The following is a 19963-nucleotide window of genomic DNA, read 5'->3' on the forward strand; positions in this document are numbered from 1 at the left end:
TGCGTAGCCTTTTTTATGTCATATAATTTAAAAATTTATCACTCAGCTGCCGATTTGCCGGAAGAGTGGAATATGGTGATCGGAAATCATAATATCCTGCTTTCCGAAGAATACTTCTGTGCTTTAGAACATTCCCGACCTCAGAATATGGAATGTTTTTTTGTTGGTTTTTTCAAAGAAAATGATCTGATTGGCGGTGCTTTGTTTCAATATCTAGATTTTATTCAGCATAAAACATTTCAGAAAAATGAAGTGTTCTGTACCATCAGGAATTTTATGGCAAAACAATTCGGTAAAGATGTGATGATTTTAGGAAATAATATGCTTACCGGACAGAACGGATTTTATTTTGATCCTTCAAAAATTACTGCTCAAGAATTTATTTTGCTGCTCAATGAAGCGGTGATAAAAATGCAGAACGAAATAAGAAAAACATCTCTGGTGATTTATAAAGATTACCAGTCGAATTTTCTGAAATACTTTGAAGGAGAAAAGCATCGGAAATACTTCAGATTTTCCGTTCAGCCGAATATGATTCTTCGGATAAGAGAAAACTGGAAGAATTTTGAGGATTATATCAATGATTTTTCGAAAAAATACAGGGCAAGAGCCAAAACTGCCAAAAAGAAACTGGAAGGAATCGTTAAGAAAGAATTTAGCTTAGACATGATCAAAAAATATCAGTCTGAAATGAATGTTCTTTATCAGAATGTCGCAGAAAACGCGCCTTTCAATACTTTTTTTCTCAGAGAAAATCATTTTGAAAGCATGAAAGAAAATCTAGGAGAAAATTTCAGAGTCTTCGGATATCTTTCAGAAAATCAACTTATCGGCTTTTATACGATGATTATCAACAATAAAGATGTCGATACCTACTTTTTAGGCTACAAAAAAGACTGTCAGAAAGAAAAGCAGATCTATCTTAATATGCTTTTGGATATGGTGAAATTTGGAATTGACAATCGGTCTGAAAGAATTATTCTAGGAAGAACGGCTTTAGAGATAAAATCAACGATCGGCGCGGAACCGACTGAAATTTTTGGTTTAATAAAGCATAAAAACTTCATGATTAATCCTTTCCTGAAAACTATTTTTCCTTCTGTTTCTCCAAAAACCGAATGGATTCAAAGAAAGCCGTTTAAATAGTTTTATACAGAATTCACACAGGTTTTAGTTTGATGTTTTCATCAATAGAAACAGGCTTCAGCCCGTTAACAATATCAGGTTTTTCGATTGGCTTTAGCCAAAATTTAAAATATGCAAAATCACCGGAAAAAAAATTAATCCAGAGTCAGTCTCTTCAAGGACCACGAACTTCCGTTGTAAATATCCAGATCTACTTTGGTGTTAATTCCGTGCACGATTCCGTTTTCTGTAAACTGCCAGAAATTCCAGTCTGCATCGGGAGAAGGAGCCGGAACATCATTGTAATTCGCAAGCCAGAGCGGATAATCATCAAATTCGCCCTTCAGGAAATCTTTGTAGTAATGATAATAGGTGTAAATGATTGGTTTTTCGCCGTAGGTTTCCTCAACAATTTTGCACCACACTTTAAGGTCTTCAACCAGTTTTTTATTCGTTTTGCGCTTCGGAATTTTCTCAATATCCAAAATCGGAGGAAGATCTCCGCTTTCAAGCTTTACATTTTCAAGAAAATTATTTGCCTGAATAACAGGGTCTTCATCTGCCCTGTAAAAATGGTATGCTCCGCGGATTAAATTCTGTTTTTTAGCCTGCTCCCAGAAATCTGAAAAATGTTTGTCGGCATTTAGGTTTCCCATCGTTGCACGCATCACCACAAACTCCAGCGGAATAGTTTTGTTTCCGATAGTAAGGCTGTCCCATTTGATATCTTCTTTATTCTGATAATGCGACACATCAAACCCATAAGTTTTATCTAAATTATTAGAAAGGATTTTTTGAATTCTCAGCGTTTCCGTTTCACTGTTGTGAAGCTTTCTGTGAGTAAATTTATTGAAATATAAAGCGTAATAATAACTTATGGATTGTCTTAAATACAACCCTGTTCCGATAAGCGCAACAATTAAAATAGCCAGTACGATTTTTCTTCGTAAAAGATATTTTTTCCGGCGGTTTTTATGAATCTTTTTGGCGGTTTTTTTGCTGTACATCGTTTGTGAATAAAGATTTACAAAACTAGCTTTTTTCACTTCTAAATGCTAAATAAAATCAGTAAATTTGTGTACTATGGAAACACGCGAAAAGATCATCATCATAGGAGGAGGTTTTGCGGGGCTGCAGCTTGCGAAAACGTTGAATAACAGGAACAAAAAAGTTATTGTTCTGGATCGGGTAAACCATCATATGTTTCAGCCGCTTTTCTATCAGGTCGCATGCGGAAGGATTGAGCCTTCCAATATTTCTTTTCCTTTCAGAAAAATTTTTCAGCGTTCCAGAAATACCCAGTTTCGCCTCACGGAAGTTAAGGAAATCGATACTGCAAATAATAAAGTCATTACCGATGAAGCAGAATTTACCTACGATAAATTAATTATCGCTACAGGATGCAAAACCAATTTTTTTGGAAATAAAGATCTTGAAGGGAAAGCTTTCGGGATGAAAAATACTCAGGAAGCGATCAGCATCCGAAATCATGTTTTAATGACTTTTGAAAAGCTGATTCTTGAAAAAAGCCGTAGCGATGACGGAAACTGGAACATCGTAATTGTAGGAAGCGGACCAACCGGAGTAGAATTAGCCGGAGCTTTCTCGGAAATGAAAAAAGAAATTCTGCCGCGAGATTATCCTTACATGAATTTTGATCACCTGAAAATTATTCTGGTAAGTTCTACAGAAAAGCCTTTGGCGGTAATGAGTCCTGAAGCACAGCAGAAATCTGAAGAATATTTAAAAGATTTAGGCGTTACATTTTTAAGTCAGGAATACGTTACGGATTATGATGGTGATAAAGTGTATATGAAAAGCGGAAAAACCATTCCTTCCAATAATGTAATCTGGGCAGCCGGAGTTACAGGAAACGTTGTAGATGGTTTTCCTGCCGAAAAATTGGTCAAAAACAGATATATTACAGACAGATACAATAAAATAAAAGGCTACGATAATGTTTTTGCAATCGGAGATATTGCCTATATGGAAACTCCGAAATATCCGCAGGGTCATCCACAGGTGGCAAACGTAGCAATTAATCAGGCAAAAAATTTAGGAAAGAACCTTTTAAAGAAAAATCCAAATGAATGGGTTGAGTATGAGTATGATGACAAAGGTTCTCTCGCTACCATCGGAAAACACAGAGCAGTTGTAGATTTACCATTTATTAAATTTCAGGGGTTTCTTGCGTGGTATTTCTGGATGTTTTTACATTTAATGCTTATTTTAAGTGTAAGAAACAAGCTTGCCGTGTTCTTTAACTGGATGTGGAGCTATTTTAATAAAGATTCTTCTTTAAGATTGATAATTTTGCCAAATAAGAAAAACGAAACAGTACAATGAGAATTGATATAATAAGCGTACTTCCGGAACTGATGGAAAGTCCGTTTAAAACTTCTATTTTAAGAAGAGCGATTGATAAAGGTTTGGCAGAAGTGCATTTTCATCACTTGAGAGATTGGGGAATCAACAAAAAAAAACAGATTGATGATGAACCTTACGGCGGCGGTGCAGGAATGGTGATGATGGTGGAACCTTTGGACAACTGTATTTCAGAATTAAAATCCCAGAGAGAATACGATGAGGTGATTTATCTTACGCCGGATGGAGTTACTCTGAACCAGAAAATTGCGAATACACTTTCCATTAAAAATAATCTGATTTTCTTATGCGGCCATTATAAAGGCATTGATCAGCGTGTAAGAGATCTGCACATCACGAAAGAAATTTCAATCGGCGATTATGTACTTACCGGCGGAGAATTGGCAGCCTGTGTTCTTGCAGATTCTGTAATCCGTTTGCTTCCGGGTGTTCTGAATGATGAACAAAGTGCTTTAACGGACAGTTTTCAGGACGATCTTTTATCTCCTCCGATTTATACAAGACCGGAAATTTACAAAGGTCTGGAAGTTCCAAAAGTTTTACTGAGCGGAAATTTTGCCAAAATTGAAGAATGGAGGCACGATGAAGCGGTAAGAATCACCACAGAAAAACGTCCTGATCTTCTTTAAAATAGATAAAACCTATCGTTGTCCTAAATTTGCAACTGATTTTTTTATAAATTTTTACAGCAGCAAACAATAGTTGTTGTTTAAAAATGGTTGAAAAAATTCTTATTACCTAGCTGTTCATAGAATTTCTTCTACAGAAAAATTAAATTTAAAAATACCGTTTTATTTTGGGTATAAAGCATATGTTAGATTGTGCATAATATTTTTAATTAAATTTATCTATTTGATTTAAATAATTCTTTTAAATGCTTATATTTGAATAATAAATTAATTTTGCAAATTTGTTAAAATTATTAACGATATATTAAATAAAATAATAAATTTACATATTCATTTTAAATAAAAAAAGGTAATTGTTTGAAATCAGAAAATGTGCTAATGGAGTTGTTTAGTTTTTACAACGTTGAAAACTTATTTTTACCGGATCCGAAACCAATGCACAAGTTGGACCCAACTATATCGGGACTCAGGAACTGGGATGAGGGAAGATACCGGAACAAACTTTCAAAAATTGCACATGTTTTCAGGCTCATGAAGGAAGAGAATGGAGTATTGCCTTTTATAATCGGTCTTTCCGAAGTTTCCGGAAGGAAAGTTCTGGAGGATCTTGTGAAGATGGAACCTTTTAATTCAGAGTATGGAATTGTGCATTACAATTCTATGGATGAAAGAAGGGTAGATGTTGCCTTATTATATGATAAAAACAAAGTGGAAATAATAGATTCTGAAGCTATTACATTCTTCTTTGAAATTATAAACAGAAGCACAGAAAATTACGATACAACAAGAGATATTCTTTATTCGAAAGTAAGATATAAAGGAGAGATTATTAATATTTTTATTGCACACCTTCCCTCTAAGCGCGAAAAAGATATTAATAAGCCCAAAAGAGCCTTTATACTTTCTGAGATCCGTGAAAGAATTTTAAATGTTGTAAACAATAGCAAAGAAAATGTAATTCTGTGCGGTGATTTTAATGAAAACCCAGATGATGAAAATTTAGTAAAAATTCTTTTTGACGATGCAGGAGTAAAAATATTGGAAAATCCTTTCCAGCATCTGTTTTCCACAAGAAATTATTCTACTTTTCATTATAAATCGGGACTGCTGTACGATCAGATCATTTTATCGAAGTCGTTCTTTAATGATGATCATGTTCTTGAATTTCAGGAGGCAAAAATATTCAATTCTGAAAAACTCAGCAGCCGCGACAGAAAGTTTGCAGGCAGACCTTACCGAACGTATGCGGGAACAAGGTATTTGGGAGGCTACAGCGATCATTTTCCGGTTTTTATAAAATTAGGGATTTGTAAACAGATGTAAAAACATAAATAAAGTAGAAAGAATGAAAAATTCAAACAACACGAGTTATCAGTTAGATTCAATTGACAAGGAAATAATTTATATGCTGATGGATAATGCCAAATCATCATTAGCTCATATTTCAAAAAATGTAGGAATCTCCACGACGGCGGTTCACCAAAGAATAAAAAAACTTGAACAGGCAGGGGTTATAGAAAACTCCATATCCTTTCTGAATCCTAAAAAGATAGGATACAAAGTAATTTCTTACATTGGTGTATTTCTGGATCAGCCGAGCCATTATCCGGATATGGTAAAATCCCTGAAAGATATTAATGAAGTGGTAGAAGCGCATTATACCACAGGAAATTATACCATTTTTCTTAAAGTTCTTTGTAAAGACAACGATCATCTAATGCAGATTCTTAGTAAACTTCAGCAATTGAAAGGCGTTATAAGAACAGAAACTTTCATATCTTTGGAGCAGGGTATTTACAGACAACTGAAAGTATAATAGATTATGAATATTGCACAATATCTGGATTCAACATATTTGAAAACACCTGCACAGTCAGGACTTTCACAGGAAGAAACTTTACAGAAAGATATCGAACTTACACAGGAAGCGATCGATCATGGTATTTTTGCCGTAATGATCCGTCCGGATTATGTTTCTGAGATTAAAAAGTATATTCAGGAAAAGAATTCAGATGTTGTCGTTGGAACGGTGATCGGGTTTCATGAAGGAACGTGCTCTGTAGATGAAAAACTTGCAGAAGCTGAAAAAGCAATTGCTGACGGAGCAGATGAACTGGATTTTGTGATCAATTACAGTGCTTATCTGAAAGGTGATCTTGAGCTTGTAAAAAATGAGTTTGTAAAATGCACCAGGCTTAGTCTGGAACATCACAAAATTGCAAAATGGATCATTGAGATTGCAGCTTTAACCAATGAGCAAATTGCTGATCTTACCAAAAATATTTCTGATTGGGCAGAAGAGAATTTTTCCGAAAATGATTTATCTAAAATTTTTGTGAAATCTTCCACAGGCTTTTACGAAACAAAAGAAGGAAAGCCAAATGGAGCAACATTTGAAGGAATAAAAATCATGCTCGATAATGCAGGAAAACTTCCTGTAAAAGCTGCGGGCGGAGTAAGAACTCCGGAAGATGCAGAAAAAATGATTAATCTTGGAGTAAAAAGAATCGGGACTTCTTCGGCATTGGCTTTAATTAAAAATCAAACGTCTTCAGAAGGATACTAGATAAAAACTAAACAATGAAAATAAAAAACCATCAACTTACTATTGATGGTTTCATTTTTTATGCCTGTTGTGCTAAATATTCTGTATAAAACTCCTGTGTTTCTTTAATCAGCACATCCATTTCTTCTAAAGTGAATACTTCTAAAAATTTCTTTCTGAAATCTTTAAAGTGAGGAACTCCACGGAAATAATTGCTGTAATGCTGTCTCATTTCCACCAGTCCTAATCTTTCGCCTTTCCATTCTGCACTCCATTCTGCATGCTGACGAACCGCCAGTAAACGGTCTTCAATGGCAGGAGCCGGTAAATGCTCTCCGGTTTTAAAGAAATGCTTGATTTCGTTAAAAATCCAGGGATAGCCAATCGCTGCACGACCGATCATAATTCCGTCGCACGCATATTTCTGTTTGTATTCTAACGCTTTCTCAGGAGAGTCGATATCTCCGTTTCCGAAAATCGGAATTTCTATATTAGGATTTTGCTTAATTCTTGAAATATGTTCCCAGTCAGCTTCCCCTTTGTACATCTGCGCACGGGTTCTCGCGTGAATGGTTAATGCTTTGATGCCTGTTTCCTGAAGACGTTCTGCCACTTCATCTATATTAATGGAAGTACTGTCCCAACCCAAACGCGTTTTTACCGTTACAGGAAGGCTTGTAGAACGTACAACAGCTTTGGTAAGACGAACCATAAGATCAATATCCTTCAAAACTCCTGCTCCTGCTCCTTTACAGACCACTTTTTTTACAGGGCATCCGAAATTGATATCAACCAGATCCGGATTTACCGTTTCCACAATTCTTGCAGACATTGCCATTGCTTCTTCGTCACCTCCAAAAATCTGAATTCCGACAGGTCTTTCGTAATCGAAAATATCAAGCTTTTTTCTGCTCTTGATAGCATCACGAATTAACCCTTCCGAAGAGATAAACTCCGAATACATTAAATCTGCTCCGTGCATTTTGCAGAGTCTTCTGAACGGCGGATCACTCACATCTTCCATCGGTGCAAGCAAAAGCGGAAATTCCGGCAGTTCTATATTGCCAATTTTTATCATGGTGCAAATTTACGAATTTCTGAGCATTTCAGAATTTGATAATTTCTATTAATGTAATTGCTGTCAATAAGAAGTGTAGAAAACGAAAATCTCAGGTAAATTATAATACTAAGCAAGAAATCTAAAACACTCCAACCCTCCAACACAAAAACTCTCCAACTCAAAAACCTCCGGCTTTAGAAACTCGCTTTCACCTGCATACTTCCGATATGAATCGTACGGTCTCCGGAATTTCTGCCTTCATAATTTAAATTTAGCTGAAGGAAAGAATTAATTGCCTGCTGAATGAAAACACTCCAAACCTGATTTTTCCCCGGTTTTAATCCATCCAACATCTGGTTTCCGACAATGCTGAAATTATTGCCGTTGAAATTATTATTGATGAATGAGAAATTTCCTCTGATAGAGGTTTTTCTGCGTTCCCACTGAATCGTTCCCGTAACATCAAAAGCTTTGAGGAATTCTTCTCCATCCACTCTCTGTTTCTGGCGGAATGCCGAAGAAAGTTCTGCCTGAATGGCATCGGTAAACTTATAGGTTGCTTTTGGTTTTGTTTCAAAATTATTCAGACGGTAATCTCTTGTAGAAAATAACTGTGAAGAATTTTGAATATCATGAACCGAATTTTCCCAGTCGATACGGAATTCTTTATTAAACCAATAGCCGATATTCAGGAAATGCGAAACCTGTTCGCGCTCCTCATTACTGAAATTCGCATTGATGAGGTTATCATTGGAGATGAAACGGTAATTTCCGTTCCAGCCGGATTTGTCAGTCGGACTGAACTGTGCGGAAGCCAGAATATTCTGATTTTTAAGAATCATGTCATCACTCTTCTCAAAAGGATTCAAAACCAGAACTTTATCTTTTTTGAAGAATGAATTTTGTGAGTTTAATGAAATATTGAAATTCCAGCGTTTTAAAAATTTATTCTCAGAATTAAAAACAATCGATGGATTCACAAATAAAGCGAGCTGAATTTTATTTTTATTGGAAGGGATATAACGCACGGAATTCGTGTAAATTCTGATGTATTGCGCCAAATCGGAATATTCGGCAATTTCAAATTCATCAAGCTGCTGAACGCCATCTCCGTTGTAATCCGTCCATTTGTAAATTCCCTGTCCGTCCGTCACTTTAATATACTGAAATTCCCTTTGTGCTTCCTGTCCGTTCCCAAGTTCATAGAAAGCCTGCAAACGCATTCCGTTCTTGAAAAGCTGCTGATTGTAAAGGATATTTCCTACTACAAAATCATTGTTTCTGGAAAGATCCACATCCTGATTCTGGTAAAAGAATTTTCTGTAGTGGAGTAGTGCATTCAGCGTTGTTTTCTCTGTTTTAATGATCTGGCTTTCTGCCATAATTCCCAGAATATTATTCATATTCTGAAGTCGGTTATCTCTCACAGAATCATTGTCGCGCATATAAACTTTCGCCAATAGTTTGGTTCTTGTGCTGTCTCCGATTTTTTTCTGAACAAAAAGTTCTTTCCAGCTGAAACTGGTAACATCCATCAGTTGCGTATCATTGTACTTCTTTTCGTTGTGTTCCATGCTTCCGCCAATCGCCCAGCTTCCTTTTTTACCGGTAAACTCTGTTGAAGCACCACCTCGGATGAATTTTGTGTCCTGAAGTACAGCATTGGTATTCAGATAAGATAAATTTCCTTTTGTAAAAAATTTACCGCTGATCCATCCAAAATCCAGATCATTCTTTATGCCTTTATAGGTTTCCTGTTCGTCAAGATAATTGATTCTGTAATTTAAGGTAGATTTATTGTTCCATTTATTCAAAAAGCTGAAAATAAATCTGTTCTGTGTTCTTCCGCTGAATTCCTGTGCAAGGTTGAAATCTCTGGAGAATTCCACATCATTAATGCGGTCTAAAATGTGGAACTGCTTGTCAATATATTGATATTCGAAATTCGGAGTTCCTTTCCAGTTATTTTTGGTGAAGGTTTTGTTTCCGAAAACTCTCCATGCATATCCTATATTCTGCTGAGAATCTTTTGATGAAAATAAATTGACATCATAATTGCTCAAAGATATATCGGCTCCTATTTTTCCGTCTTTCAATAAATATTCCGAATTTACAGAATACACCTGTGATTTTTCCGGTGAAGGAAGTTTTCTTACGGCACGATAATCTCCCATGTTAGGACCAACGTATGCGAAAACACGTCCGTTGTTGGTGGTCTGTGTAATTTTGTAATCTCCTAAATTAGCTCCGAAATAGGTGTAAGAAACACTGTACAAAGTTTGTGTGGCATCGGTTGAAAACTCATAATAATTTCCTCCCGAACCCTGAACCAGCTTATACAAAATCTTATTGACATCATATTCTGTAACCACTCCGGAAGGAGCATACATTAAATTTGGATTGTTTCCGGCTTCTGCAAGGATATGCTGATCTTCCTGTGAAAGATTTAAAGACAACGGTGCGTTTTTATTGTCGTTTTCCATAAACCAGTTCAGTCCGAGCTTAAGCTTTTCCCTTTTATGCTCAACTTTTCCGGTAAATAAATATCTGGAATAATTTCTGTTGGTATAGTTATACGATATGGTAATGAAATTCTGCTGGAAAATCGGTCGGAAACTGGTAAAAGTAACTTCTCCGGTGTTGTAATTGATGATGTAATCCTGATTTTCACCACGCTTCATGAGAATACCATCGATGAAAACCTGTTCAGAACCCGAAATTAAGGTGATAAACTGTTCGCCATTTTTTCCGGTTAAACGGTAAGGTCCCTGATTTCCTTCCACCCCCTGAAAACGGATTCTGTGAAACTCACTTCGCGCAACCCCCATCGAAACATCCACAAATGTTTTGTTTTCTTTCCCGAATTCCGTCTGAAATTCGAGTCCCATACTTCTTCGCTGATATTTAGCGAAATAATTTTTAGCTTCAACCAAATCCAGATGTCCCGCTCTCAATATCGATTTATCCTTGATATTGAGCTGCATATAAATTTTGTCGAATTCCTCAAGCGTTTGTGTATATCCATCCGCCTGAATCGGGAGATTATGATCCGAAATACTCGCAAGAATAGTCACATCCTTTGAAAGTCTTCCGGAAATCTGTAAATCCATAGAACTTTGTACAGACTGTCCCTGATTGTTACCAAATGTAATTCCGCGAATGATAGATCCTTTGGAGTTTAATTCTCCTAAAAATCTTTTTTTATCATTTTTTGCAAGAACACCTTCATCTACAAGAATTCTGTTATTGGTTTTTATAAAATCCAGCGTATCTTTTGCGAAAATATCCTGCTCAAATCTGGCTGCGAGAATGCTGTCCTGTTTAAGACTGTCATTTTTAAGATTAGATTGCGGAAGATTGGGATTTTTCCATGTAAATATCTGGGCATTTCCCGAAAACATGCCCACGAACAACAATACGAATATCAGAATAAAATTTCGCAAATCTTAAAAATAATGCGTAAAAATACTTAAAAATACTTTATGGAAAGGGTTTTAGTATTATTAACAGAAAATTAACCTAATTATTGCATTACTAAAAAAAAATGGCGTAATTTTGGCTTGTAAATTATTAATAATTAAAATTTTTAAGTCATGAAAAAACTTTATTTCCTAGCTCTATTAGGTTTTGCTACTCTTGGATTTTCTCAAACTACACTTTTATCTGAAAATTTTGGCACAACCACTACATTACCTGCCGGATGGACAAGTACAAGTACTACTGCCGGATGGAATGCTAATACAGCTTCTGTTTCAAGTGGATATACCGGAGCATCGGGAGGTAGTAATGCTGTATTTGCGGGAACAGGTACAAACGGAGTAACTCATACATTAACTTATTCTAATTTATCGACTGTAGGTTACAACAACATCAATATTATTTGGGGTGGAAGAGGAACAACTGCATTTGCTCAGAATGTCGATTTTCAGTGGAGTACTGATGGTACCACTTGGAATAATGTTACTTATACCTATACTAAAAATGGAAATAGCTGGGCTCTGGTTAATGGAGGAGTGGCTATTCAGTTACCTGTACAGACTGAAAATGTAGCAACCTTAAGTCTTAGATGGTCTTCAGTTACAAGTAATACTGGAAATTACAGAATTGATGACGTTAAAGTTGTAGGTACTTCAAGTGGTTCATTAGCAACTAATGAAACGAGAACAAATAAAAATTTATTTGTTAAAAATACTTTGGTAGATTCTGAAATAAATTTTGGAATGACCGGAAATGTGAGTATTTATAATCTTTTAGGACAAGTAGTGAAAACATTTTCAGTAAAAGAAAATCAGGCAGTAGATGTATCTGATTTATCAAAAGGTAACTATATCGTTACAGGTTTGGTTAACGGAAAGAATATTTCACAAAAAGTTATAAAGAAGTAACTTTAATAATATGTTAAATACATACCATCATTTTATATAAATGGTGGTTTTTTTGTAACTTTGTTCATGTAAATTATTAATAATTAAAGTTTTAAATTTATGAAAAAGATTTTTACTGTTTTGAGTATTATTGGAGTATCAGCTCTAAGCAACGCCCAAATTGTAATTAATGAAATCTATGGCGGCGGCGGAAATAGCGGTTCTACTTATAAGAATGATTTTATTGAATTAAAGAATATAGGATCAACAACTATAACATTAAGCGGAGCAACCTTACAGTATGGATCGGCTGCGAATCCTCTTGCGCAGTATCATACTCTACCCGATATTACTTTAGCACCCGGGAAGACTTACCTGGTTCAGGAAGCCTTAGGTAACGCAGGAACAACAAATCTTCCGACTCCGGATTATATTGCTCCTATTCCAACAAATTTCGGAACTGGGACTAATACTACTGCTGGTTTTGCAATGTCGGCAACAGCAGGAAAAGTTGCTTTGGCTAGTAATGCAACGCAGGTTACTTCACCTACCGATAGTAATGTACTTGATTTTGTTGGATTTGGAGCGACAGCAAGTCAGTATGAAGGTGCAGGACCAGCTCCGGCCCCTTCAAATACCAATTCTGTAGCAAGAATTTCAGGCGATACCAATAATAATAATGTAGATTTTGCAGCTGGAGCTCCTACTCCTCAAAATACAGCAGGAACTTTAGCCGTTACAGATTTATCCACAGTAAAAGGGGGTAACTTCGTTAAAAACACTTTCGTTAAGAATGATGAAATTACTTTCGGATCTGCAGCTAAAGATGTAAAAGTATACAATATGTTAGGACAAATTGTTAAAACAGCTTCAGTAAAAGAAAATGAGTCTGTAAGCGTTGCTGAATTACAAAAAGGAAATTACATTGTAACAGGTACTGTAAACAATAAATCAGTTTCTCAAAAAATCCTGAAAGACTAATTTAGCTCTTAAGCATTAAAATAATAAAAGCCTCAGATTTCAAATCTGAGGCTTTTTTATGAAGTAATTTCAGTTATTTTTTAATACCAACCTCTTCTTGCTGCATTAATAATAGAACTCAGATTAAGAATTAAAGTATATCTTATTCTTTTTCCGTAATCTTTAAAGCCGGGTTCAAAACCCAAAGAAGATTGCACAGGAAGATAAATTTCAAGGAAATCCGGAATAATTCTTACTTTTACGCCACTGTCCCAGATAAATTTCGTCGATTGGTTTTTGTTGTCGTAGACTCCTGCATCTGCATAGACGTGGAAAATTTTCCATACACTCGTATCTACATTTACCGAAGTAATCCATTTATTTACACTTCCGGGAATAAAAGATTTAAATCCTCCGTCTGCCAAAACATACTGTTGGGAAAGAATTCCGCCTGTCGCACTTTGTCCGAGTAAATTATAGGAAAAAGAATAGTCTGAAACTCTGGAAATCCCGTAATTGAAAGTATTATTTCTTGTATTGTTTTTAATAAAATATCCTGCGAATAAACGTACACTCAATTTTTGTCTTGGTGCAAATTCCCATCGGTAAAAGCCTTCTGCGGTTACTTTATGAAAATCTTCCATCCATTGCGTACTTACGCCCAAACTTTTTTCATGAATACTCTGGCTGTCATTATAACCATATCCAACACTCCAGAGACTGTACTGGTCATAGTCCTTATTGGCAATCATCAAGGCGTTAAGATCTCTTTCAAAATAATTATAAGAAACGCCTAAACTTCTGTTCACCGTACTTCTCGGGTTTTTTCGGAAATTTAAATTCGAATAAATGGAAGCTTTTCGGTAGGCAAGATCATAATCATAATGAAAATAAGATCCGGAAACTCCGAAAGTCAGGCTTCGGATAATACTTTCAGCGGGAAGAAATGAGTAAGCAATAGCTCCTGAACCTGTCAGTTTTCCTGTTCCGGTACTGTAAGTCGGAGTAAGTGAATAAAGAAACTTCTGATCAAAAAACGACTGGTTTTTAAAATTAAATCCTATCAGGAATTTATCATACGTATTGCTGAAACGTACTCTTGGATTGATATAGATCTCATTGAATTCAGGATTCGGAATATCTTTAATCAGTTTAAGCTTTATTTTCCGCATGTTTGAAAAGAAACCTTTTGCATACAGAAAATTATCTCTGTAATTTGCTTCAGGGAAAATATAATCGTCATTCAGCGTTATTTTATAGGTGTCTAAAGCAGGAATAGAAAAGTTTTTTGACTTTTGATTTTCCTCTGTTTCAACCCAATATTCTGTGGTTTTACCATTTTTTGACGTTGTCTGCAATTTCACCGGAATGTTTGCAGCAGTATTTTTCTGGATGGTTACATTCAGCGAATCACCTTCTCTTTTAAATTTTCTCAGCTTAAAATTTACCCTGTTTTTATGCTCAAGAAATTCCGGGAGGTAGGCTGTTCTCTTATCTTTTTCTGCCAATTCTTTTAAGAAATCAGCAGGATTAATCTCTTTGTCGGTATTTTTAGCAATGAAATCTTTTACAAGAGTTTCAAAATTTCCGTAACCCATTTTGTCGGCGGAATAATTGAAAAGGGTTCCTGTTTCAAAATTACTGATCGCCATATCGTTAAAATTACTCAGGTCAGAATAATTTTCATCAATTTTCTGATCCAGATTCTGAGACATGATGTATTGATATGCCAAACCATATCTTTCGGTCAGTTTTACATCCGAAGCATGAAATAATTTTAAAGGTTTTACCCCGAAAATTTTCGTTTCAGGAAAATTTCCCAGCAATTTGGTGTTGGCGTAGAATTTTTTTAGGTACTGAATTTCCAGATAAGATTTCAGTCCGTTTCGGAACCAGTGATGATCCTGTTGGTCGGTAATGATAATTTCATCCAAAACTTTTTTGGCAACAATTCCGAAATAATCAAGATCTGTTTTTTCAGCATCGGTAAAAAGCTGAAATCTGAATTTCCAGAAGGTAATGTCATTATTTCCGAAAAAATCTTCTTTACTCCTGAATTTATCCGAAATAAAAATTCTTTCAGGAATTGATCCTATTCTTTCTTTGATAAATTTTAAATGAAGAGGAAGGTAAAATTCCAGACTTTCTTTTTCTTCAGGCTTTAAATTATAACCGAATTTAATTTCTGTATGAATATCATTTGTATTAATATTAATGGATGGATACTCATTTTGAGAAATCAGAAACTCAGGATCGGAATCCAAATAACCGTTGAAGGAATTGATCTGTCTCTGTAAAAGATTACTTTCTGCAAAATAATTAACCGGAAGATCTAAGTTTACCGTCCAGAATGTATTATAACTTACGGTTTCTTCGATGTCGGCGTAATCTCTTTTGGAAATATTGTCCGGATCAAAGCGATCCGGAACAATAAAGAAATATTTTAACGCTACGTTGGTATCAGAAGTTCCGTATCCTGTAAATTTCTTATCAGGAAGCTGAATCTGATATTGAAGCTGAAGTTTTACTTTTTCTCCGGGTTTCAGAGTTTCTTTCAAAGGAAGAAAAATATTTTCCTCTGAAGTTTCTCCTACAGGAATTTCTTCGCCTGAATTTTTAACCTGTAAATTAAGCAGCTTACCAAGCTCATTTTTTTTAGCAAAATGAAGATCGGTATTTCTGTCTTCCAGTTTTCGGTAGACCAGAGAAGTTCCGCGCCTGTTGTAAGCGGCGACCCAATTCAAAAGCTTAATGGTGTTGAGATCTTTCTCCGAATTGTTGAAATACACAATTTCTTCGGTCACATCAAGCTTCTTTTTATCCTGAGATAATTTAGCCCCAATGTAAATACTATCTTTCTGTGCAGAAACTTCTGCAACACCCAAAAACAAAATAAGACAAATACTGATTCTTTTCAAAATTCCTGATAAAGTATCAAATATAACTTATTTTGCAGAGATTCCGCAAAGATTTTACTGCTGAACTGCTTTTTTTTCTAAAGAATTTAAATATGCTTTCCAGCCTTCGTTTTTATAAGTCTGCGCTGCCTGTTCTGCATTTTCAGCTTTGTAAATTCCTCTTCCTACAATAATGAAATCTGTATGAAGTGTTTTGAAAACGTGTTCCGGAGTATTGTACTGCTGTCCTTTTCCGTCTCCCGAATCGGCTAAATTTACACCCGGCGTGAATAATAACATTTCCTCAGGAAGTGCATTTTGAGATACTCCTCCGATAACATTCGGGTGCGATGAAGCTATTTTTAACGCTTCTTCACGATACGCACTTGTAGTTAACGCTCCTTTCGAAGACATTCCGATGATGGCTACAACGCCTACATTTTTGAAACAGTCTAAAGATTCAAAACCTCCGATCACCTGTGACGTTACAAAATCTGCCCAGTCTGTAATTTTAAAAACACCGCTTGTAAACTGAAGTTCCTGCGTGTTTCCGATGTCTGCAAATTTTCTGTCTTCCATTAAAAGGAAATTGTGTTTTGCAGCAAGAGCTTTTAACGGAGTAATGGTTTTTTCGTATTCGAAATCCGAAATAATATCGATGTGAGTTTTTAAAGCAATAACGTGTGGTCCCACTTTTTCAGCTAAATCTAATAATTCCTGAGTGGTGGTAACATCTGCTGAAGCGATTAAATTAGATTGTTTTGCTAAAGCAGTTTCCAGTAATTTTTTGGAAACGGAATGCTGTGCGGCTTCTAATTTCTGTTCGTAAGAAGGTCTTATTTTTTCTTCAAACTGAATGTGGTTTCCCTGTAAAAAATCCTGAATTCTCTTTACTTCATCATCCGTAAGCTCACCGTTTTCACGAAGAATGGTGCAGACTTCAGAAATATTGAACAGTGTATGAACTCTGTAACCACGGCTTTCCAGAAGCTCTTTTCCGCCCTGTTCTCTGTCTAAAACCACAACAATGTCTGCAACTTTGATGTCTTCCTGCTCAACTTCTGCAATGGTTTCAATTAAAGATTTTCCGGAGGTGATCACGTCTTCCACCAAAAGACAGTTTTGCCCTTTCTGGTAAATTCCTTCGATCAGTTTTTTAGTTCCGTAGTTTTTCGCTTCCTTTCTTTTAATAATTAACGGAATGTAGCTTTCCAGAGACATTGCTGTAGCCATCGGAAGTGCTGCATAAGGAACTCCGCAGATCAGATCAAAATTATCCAGAGGAAGCATATCCAGTAAATAATTGGCTAAATTTTTTAAAATTTTCGGATCTGAAGCCAAAGGTCTTAAATCTACATAAAAAGGGCTTTCGATTCCGCTTTTCAGGGTAAATCTTCCGAATTTAATGATGCCCAGTTTGTAGCACTCCAAAAAGAATTCTTTTTTACTTTCCATTATTTTTTATTAGATGTTGCAAATTTAAGGAAATGATGTTAAATGTCAATTGTGAATTTTGCTCTGTTTTTTTAACACGAATGACACGAATGTTTTCACGGATAACACAAAAATTAAAAATATAGACATCTTTGAAATCAATAAAATCTGCGAGATTAAAAATTACGATTCACTTTTAACATTTCTCCATAAAAAAACCACTCGTATAACGAATGGCTTTTAATTATTATTTTAAAATTATTTTACAATTTCGGCATCAATTATTTTCGTGGTGCCCGAATTATATTTTTGCTCGGTTTCCCAAAGAAGGAATTTATCTACCTCTTTAATCAGCTTTGGAATTGCCAGTGATAAAACAGCAAGATCATCCAAAACGCCGATCACTGGGACGGCAACTTCCGGCAGAAGATCAATCGGGGAGATCACGTATAACAGTCCCAACAACGGCAGAATAATATCAAGAGATCTCATCGGATATTCTCCTTTTCTCCACATTTTTATCATTCTGAAAATATCAGGAATTTTTTTCACGAAACCTTTATGGTTGATCGCTTCTTTTGCCAGATTCAGTTTAGAATACTTCATTTTGTGTTTAGGTTTAAATAATTTTTTTTAACTCTGTAAATTTCGCAAATTCTGTACCAATAATTTACAAAATTTAGTTAAAATTATTTAATAATATTATCTATAAACTGATGGGTAGATTCTGTGTTCCAGTCTCTTGAAGCATCTTCCTTAATTAAAATTCGTCCGTCTTTATCCAGCAAATAGGTTGTAGGAAACACTTTCGGAAGTATTTTCTCGGAAATCGGACTTTGCGCAATGTATACAGGAACGTTGTAATTATTTTCTTTCAGAAATTTTCTTACAGCATCCTCTTTATCTTCCATGGCGATTAAAACAAAATTTACATGATCTTTTCTGGTGTCATACAGTTTCTGGATCGAAGGCCATTCTTTTCTACACGGAGCACACCATGTTCCCCAGAAATTAAGGAAAACCGCCTTGTCTTTAAAAGCTTTAAGATTGGTATCGGGAACATTAATTCCTTTCAGATCAATATCATAATCTTCTTCGCTGATGTGTACCGCATTTTCAATCGTTGCTACCGGAAAAAATGCTTCCTGCAGTTTCTCCTTTACTCCCGGAATAAATGCGATAACGCCAATAACTGCAATCAGTACAATGTAAATTATATTTTTTTTCATTAAATCTATATTATTTATTTTGTCCCAATATATTGAAAGTAATTATTATTAAGCTGGTAAACCAGAAATTTTTTTGAAACAACACCGTCTTTATTAACAATTGGAATATACAATTTGTTTTTATCAAATGTAATCAGTTTCAGCGGACGTTCCGGTCTGTCAACAACGCTGAAAAAGTCAAAATCAACCTGAATTTTATTGAGAGTTGTTGTTTTTGTTTTAAAAATCTTATCAGAATCAATTAACTGATCTTTTCGGATTGTAAATGCCTGAATTGCCTGAGCCATATCTTTCGTAGAAAAAATTCCGTTAGAAATAACAAGATAATACATCTGATTATTAAGAGGAACTTTTATAATTTCCGAAATAAAATAAGGAGTATCAGATTGTTCTTTATTATAAATGGTTTTTACTTTTCCATTTGAGGAATATTGAATGATCTGATCGAAGCTTTTCATCGTTCCTCCCAATTCTGTATCCCAAACATAAAATCTGAGTTTTTTATCTTCGGAGGTAATGACGTTTACTTTATTATTCAGATTTTTAAAGTTATACGAGAGTGTTTCAGGATTTTCGGAAATGAATTTTTTGAATTCTGCAGAAAAATGTAAAGACTGAGATTCTTTACCATCGTAGTCGTCATTCTGAGAAAATTTTTCATATTCTTTTGAGAAAAATAATTCTTTATTTTCAAGCTTTGAATTTTGAGCATTCAAAAAACTCGAAATGCATAGAATTACAGCAAAAAATCTGAAAAATTTCGACATATTACAACAGTTCTAAAATTTCCTGAACGGCATCTTTTCCTCTGTTCTTCGCATAATACACCTGAAGATCGTTATAGAAATGATCTTTAGTATATACTTCAGGATCAGCCTTGTATTTCATCAGAAGTTCTGTTCCGAATTTCGGACGCGGTCCCCAGGAATTTTTAACATTAAAATCTTTATCCAGAATAATTACTTTCGGAATCGATTCAGTTCCGTTCGTTAAAAACTGACTGATTAAACTCTTATCGCTGTCTCTCAGAAAAATACGAACCTCATTTTTACCTTCGAAAAATTTAACCAAAGCCGGAACGGTCGCACTTGCATCACCACACCAAACCTCAGAAATAATTAAAATTTTACCGTCGAAATTTTTAGATTCTAACTGTTTTAGCTGTTCTTCATCCGCCACATACTTTTTTAACGTTCTGTCGATTCTCTGAAGTCCAAGTTCGTAATAAGGTTTATAATCTGCTTCCTGCTGATCGGAAGGGTTTTCTAATCTCTGTTTTCCGATTTCCACATACTCTTCGAAAGAGATGCCTTTATCCCAGTAATTTTTCACTGC

The 19963-nt window shown here is 35.3% G+C and carries 17 protein-coding genes; 8 read left to right on the top strand and 9 right to left on the bottom strand.

The window, feature by feature from the left end; genetic code table 11:
• The first annotated feature begins 15 nt into the window (after positions 1-15).
• A complete protein-coding gene (locus tag WFH39_RS01855; protein ID WP_336688578.1) occupies positions 16-1146 on the top strand; it encodes an 8-amino-7-oxononanoate synthase in 1131 nt (376 codons plus the stop codon).
• Between the two features lie 134 nt (positions 1147-1280).
• On the opposite strand, the gene WFH39_RS01860 is transcribed toward WFH39_RS01855, so the two are convergent.
• Positions 1281-2132 (bottom strand): glycoside hydrolase family 25 protein, encoded by an 852-nt coding sequence (locus WFH39_RS01860; protein ID WP_336688579.1) that lies wholly within the window; start codon positions 2130-2132, stop codon positions 1281-1283.
• Between the two features lie 76 nt (positions 2133-2208).
• Between WFH39_RS01860 and WFH39_RS01865 the strand changes: the two genes are divergently transcribed.
• The 5 genes from WFH39_RS01865 to deoC all read left to right on the top strand — a co-directional run bounded on the left by WFH39_RS01865 (position 2209) and on the right by deoC (position 6705).
• On the top strand, positions 2209-3471 hold the full coding sequence (locus WFH39_RS01865; RefSeq protein ID WP_235129661.1) for an NAD(P)/FAD-dependent oxidoreductase: 1263 nt from the start codon (positions 2209-2211) through the stop codon (positions 3469-3471).
• Positions 3468-4139: a tRNA (guanosine(37)-N1)-methyltransferase TrmD gene (gene trmD, locus WFH39_RS01870; RefSeq protein WP_336688580.1), complete on the top strand. Its 672-nt coding sequence runs from the start codon at positions 3468-3470 to the stop codon at positions 4137-4139. Before WFH39_RS01865 ends, trmD begins: the two co-directional genes overlap by 4 nt.
• A 378-nt stretch (positions 4140-4517) precedes the next feature.
• Positions 4518-5462 carry an endonuclease/exonuclease/phosphatase family protein gene (locus WFH39_RS01875; RefSeq protein ID WP_214590839.1) on the top strand — a complete coding sequence of 315 codons (945 nt, stop codon included), beginning with the start codon at positions 4518-4520 and terminating at the stop codon, positions 5460-5462.
• Positions 5463-5484: 22 nt separating this feature from the next.
• Entirely contained in the window at positions 5485-5955 is a 471-nt protein-coding gene (locus tag WFH39_RS01880) for an Lrp/AsnC ligand binding domain-containing protein (RefSeq protein WP_076390855.1), read from the top strand.
• A 3-nt stretch (positions 5956-5958) separates the two neighbouring features.
• Positions 5959-6705: a deoxyribose-phosphate aldolase gene (gene deoC / locus WFH39_RS01885; protein ID WP_336688681.1), complete on the top strand. Its 747-nt coding sequence runs from the start codon at positions 5959-5961 to the stop codon at positions 6703-6705.
• Between the two features lie 58 nt (positions 6706-6763).
• Here the strand turns inward: deoC and dusB are convergent, their stop codons facing one another.
• Entirely contained in the window at positions 6764-7762 is a 999-nt protein-coding gene (dusB, locus tag WFH39_RS01890) for a tRNA dihydrouridine synthase DusB (protein WP_336688581.1), read from the bottom strand.
• A gap of 176 nt (positions 7763-7938) precedes the next feature.
• Positions 7939-11145 (bottom strand): hypothetical protein, encoded by a 3207-nt coding sequence (locus WFH39_RS01895; protein ID WP_214590837.1) that lies wholly within the window; start codon positions 11143-11145, stop codon positions 7939-7941.
• Between the two features lie 192 nt (positions 11146-11337).
• Between WFH39_RS01895 and WFH39_RS01900 the strand changes: the two genes are divergently transcribed.
• Both WFH39_RS01900 and WFH39_RS01905 read left to right on the top strand, forming a co-directional pair.
• Positions 11338-12129, top strand: coding sequence for a T9SS type A sorting domain-containing protein (locus WFH39_RS01900; protein ID WP_336688582.1), 792 nt, complete (start codon positions 11338-11340; stop codon positions 12127-12129).
• Between the two features lie 99 nt (positions 12130-12228).
• The gene (locus tag WFH39_RS01905) at positions 12229-13089 is read left to right on the top strand and encodes a lamin tail domain-containing protein (protein WP_336688583.1); all 861 of its coding nucleotides are present in this window, start codon (positions 12229-12231) and stop codon (positions 13087-13089) included.
• A gap of 80 nt (positions 13090-13169) precedes the next feature.
• On the opposite strand, the gene WFH39_RS01910 is transcribed toward WFH39_RS01905, so the two are convergent.
• The 6 genes from WFH39_RS01910 to WFH39_RS01935 all read right to left on the bottom strand — a co-directional run bounded on the left by WFH39_RS01910 (position 13170) and on the right by WFH39_RS01935 (position 19960).
• Positions 13170-15986, bottom strand: a complete 2817-nt coding sequence (locus tag WFH39_RS01910; RefSeq protein WP_336688584.1) for an aminopeptidase — start codon at positions 15984-15986, stop codon at positions 13170-13172.
• A 54-nt stretch (positions 15987-16040) separates the two neighbouring features.
• The gene (gene pyrF / locus WFH39_RS01915; RefSeq protein ID WP_288460172.1) at positions 16041-17420 is read right to left on the bottom strand and encodes an orotidine-5'-phosphate decarboxylase; all 1380 of its coding nucleotides are present in this window, start codon (positions 17418-17420) and stop codon (positions 16041-16043) included.
• Between the two features lie 237 nt (positions 17421-17657).
• Entirely contained in the window at positions 17658-18005 is a 348-nt protein-coding gene (locus WFH39_RS01920) for a YkvA family protein (protein WP_336688585.1), read from the bottom strand.
• 83 nt (positions 18006-18088) lie between these two features.
• The gene (locus tag WFH39_RS01925) at positions 18089-18628 is read right to left on the bottom strand and encodes a TlpA family protein disulfide reductase (protein ID WP_336688586.1); all 540 of its coding nucleotides are present in this window, start codon (positions 18626-18628) and stop codon (positions 18089-18091) included.
• 14 nt (positions 18629-18642) lie between these two features.
• Positions 18643-19395 (bottom strand): hypothetical protein, encoded by a 753-nt coding sequence (locus WFH39_RS01930; protein ID WP_336688587.1) that lies wholly within the window; start codon positions 19393-19395, stop codon positions 18643-18645.
• Position 19396: 1 nt separating this feature from the next.
• A complete protein-coding gene (locus WFH39_RS01935) occupies positions 19397-19960 on the bottom strand; it encodes a thioredoxin family protein (protein ID WP_308004307.1) in 564 nt (187 codons plus the stop codon).
• Positions 19961-19963: the final 3 nt, after the last annotated feature.

Source organism: Chryseobacterium sp. MMO-72, assembly GCF_037146035.1.
Taxonomy (GTDB): domain Bacteria; phylum Bacteroidota; class Bacteroidia; order Flavobacteriales; family Weeksellaceae; genus Chryseobacterium; species Chryseobacterium indicum.

Coding starts and splice junctions, on each gene's coding strand:
- dusB (WP_336688581.1), bottom strand. CDS start 7,762: ATGATAAAAATTGGCAATATAGAACTGCCGGAATTTCCGCTTTTGCTT.
- WFH39_RS01895 (WP_214590837.1), bottom strand. CDS start 11,145: ATGTTTTCGGGAAATGCCCAGATATTTACATGGAAAAATCCCAATCTT.
- WFH39_RS01860 (WP_336688579.1), bottom strand. CDS start 2,132: ATGTACAGCAAAAAAACCGCCAAAAAGATTCATAAAAACCGCCGGAAA.
- WFH39_RS01905 (WP_336688583.1), top strand. CDS start 12,229: ATGAAAAAGATTTTTACTGTTTTGAGTATTATTGGAGTATCAGCTCTA.
- WFH39_RS01930 (WP_336688587.1), bottom strand. CDS start 19,395: ATGTCGAAATTTTTCAGATTTTTTGCTGTAATTCTATGCATTTCGAGT.
- WFH39_RS01865 (WP_235129661.1), top strand. CDS start 2,209: ATGGAAACACGCGAAAAGATCATCATCATAGGAGGAGGTTTTGCGGGG.
- WFH39_RS01925 (WP_336688586.1), bottom strand. CDS start 18,628: ATGAAAAAAAATATAATTTACATTGTACTGATTGCAGTTATTGGCGTT.
- pyrF (WP_288460172.1), bottom strand. CDS start 17,420: ATGGAAAGTAAAAAAGAATTCTTTTTGGAGTGCTACAAACTGGGCATC.
- WFH39_RS01855 (WP_336688578.1), top strand. CDS start 16: ATGTCATATAATTTAAAAATTTATCACTCAGCTGCCGATTTGCCGGAA.
- WFH39_RS01900 (WP_336688582.1), top strand. CDS start 11,338: ATGAAAAAACTTTATTTCCTAGCTCTATTAGGTTTTGCTACTCTTGGA.
- WFH39_RS01920 (WP_336688585.1), bottom strand. CDS start 18,005: ATGAAGTATTCTAAACTGAATCTGGCAAAAGAAGCGATCAACCATAAA.
- WFH39_RS01875 (WP_214590839.1), top strand. CDS start 4,518: ATGGAGTTGTTTAGTTTTTACAACGTTGAAAACTTATTTTTACCGGAT.
- trmD (WP_336688580.1), top strand. CDS start 3,468: ATGAGAATTGATATAATAAGCGTACTTCCGGAACTGATGGAAAGTCCG.
- WFH39_RS01880 (WP_076390855.1), top strand. CDS start 5,485: ATGAAAAATTCAAACAACACGAGTTATCAGTTAGATTCAATTGACAAG.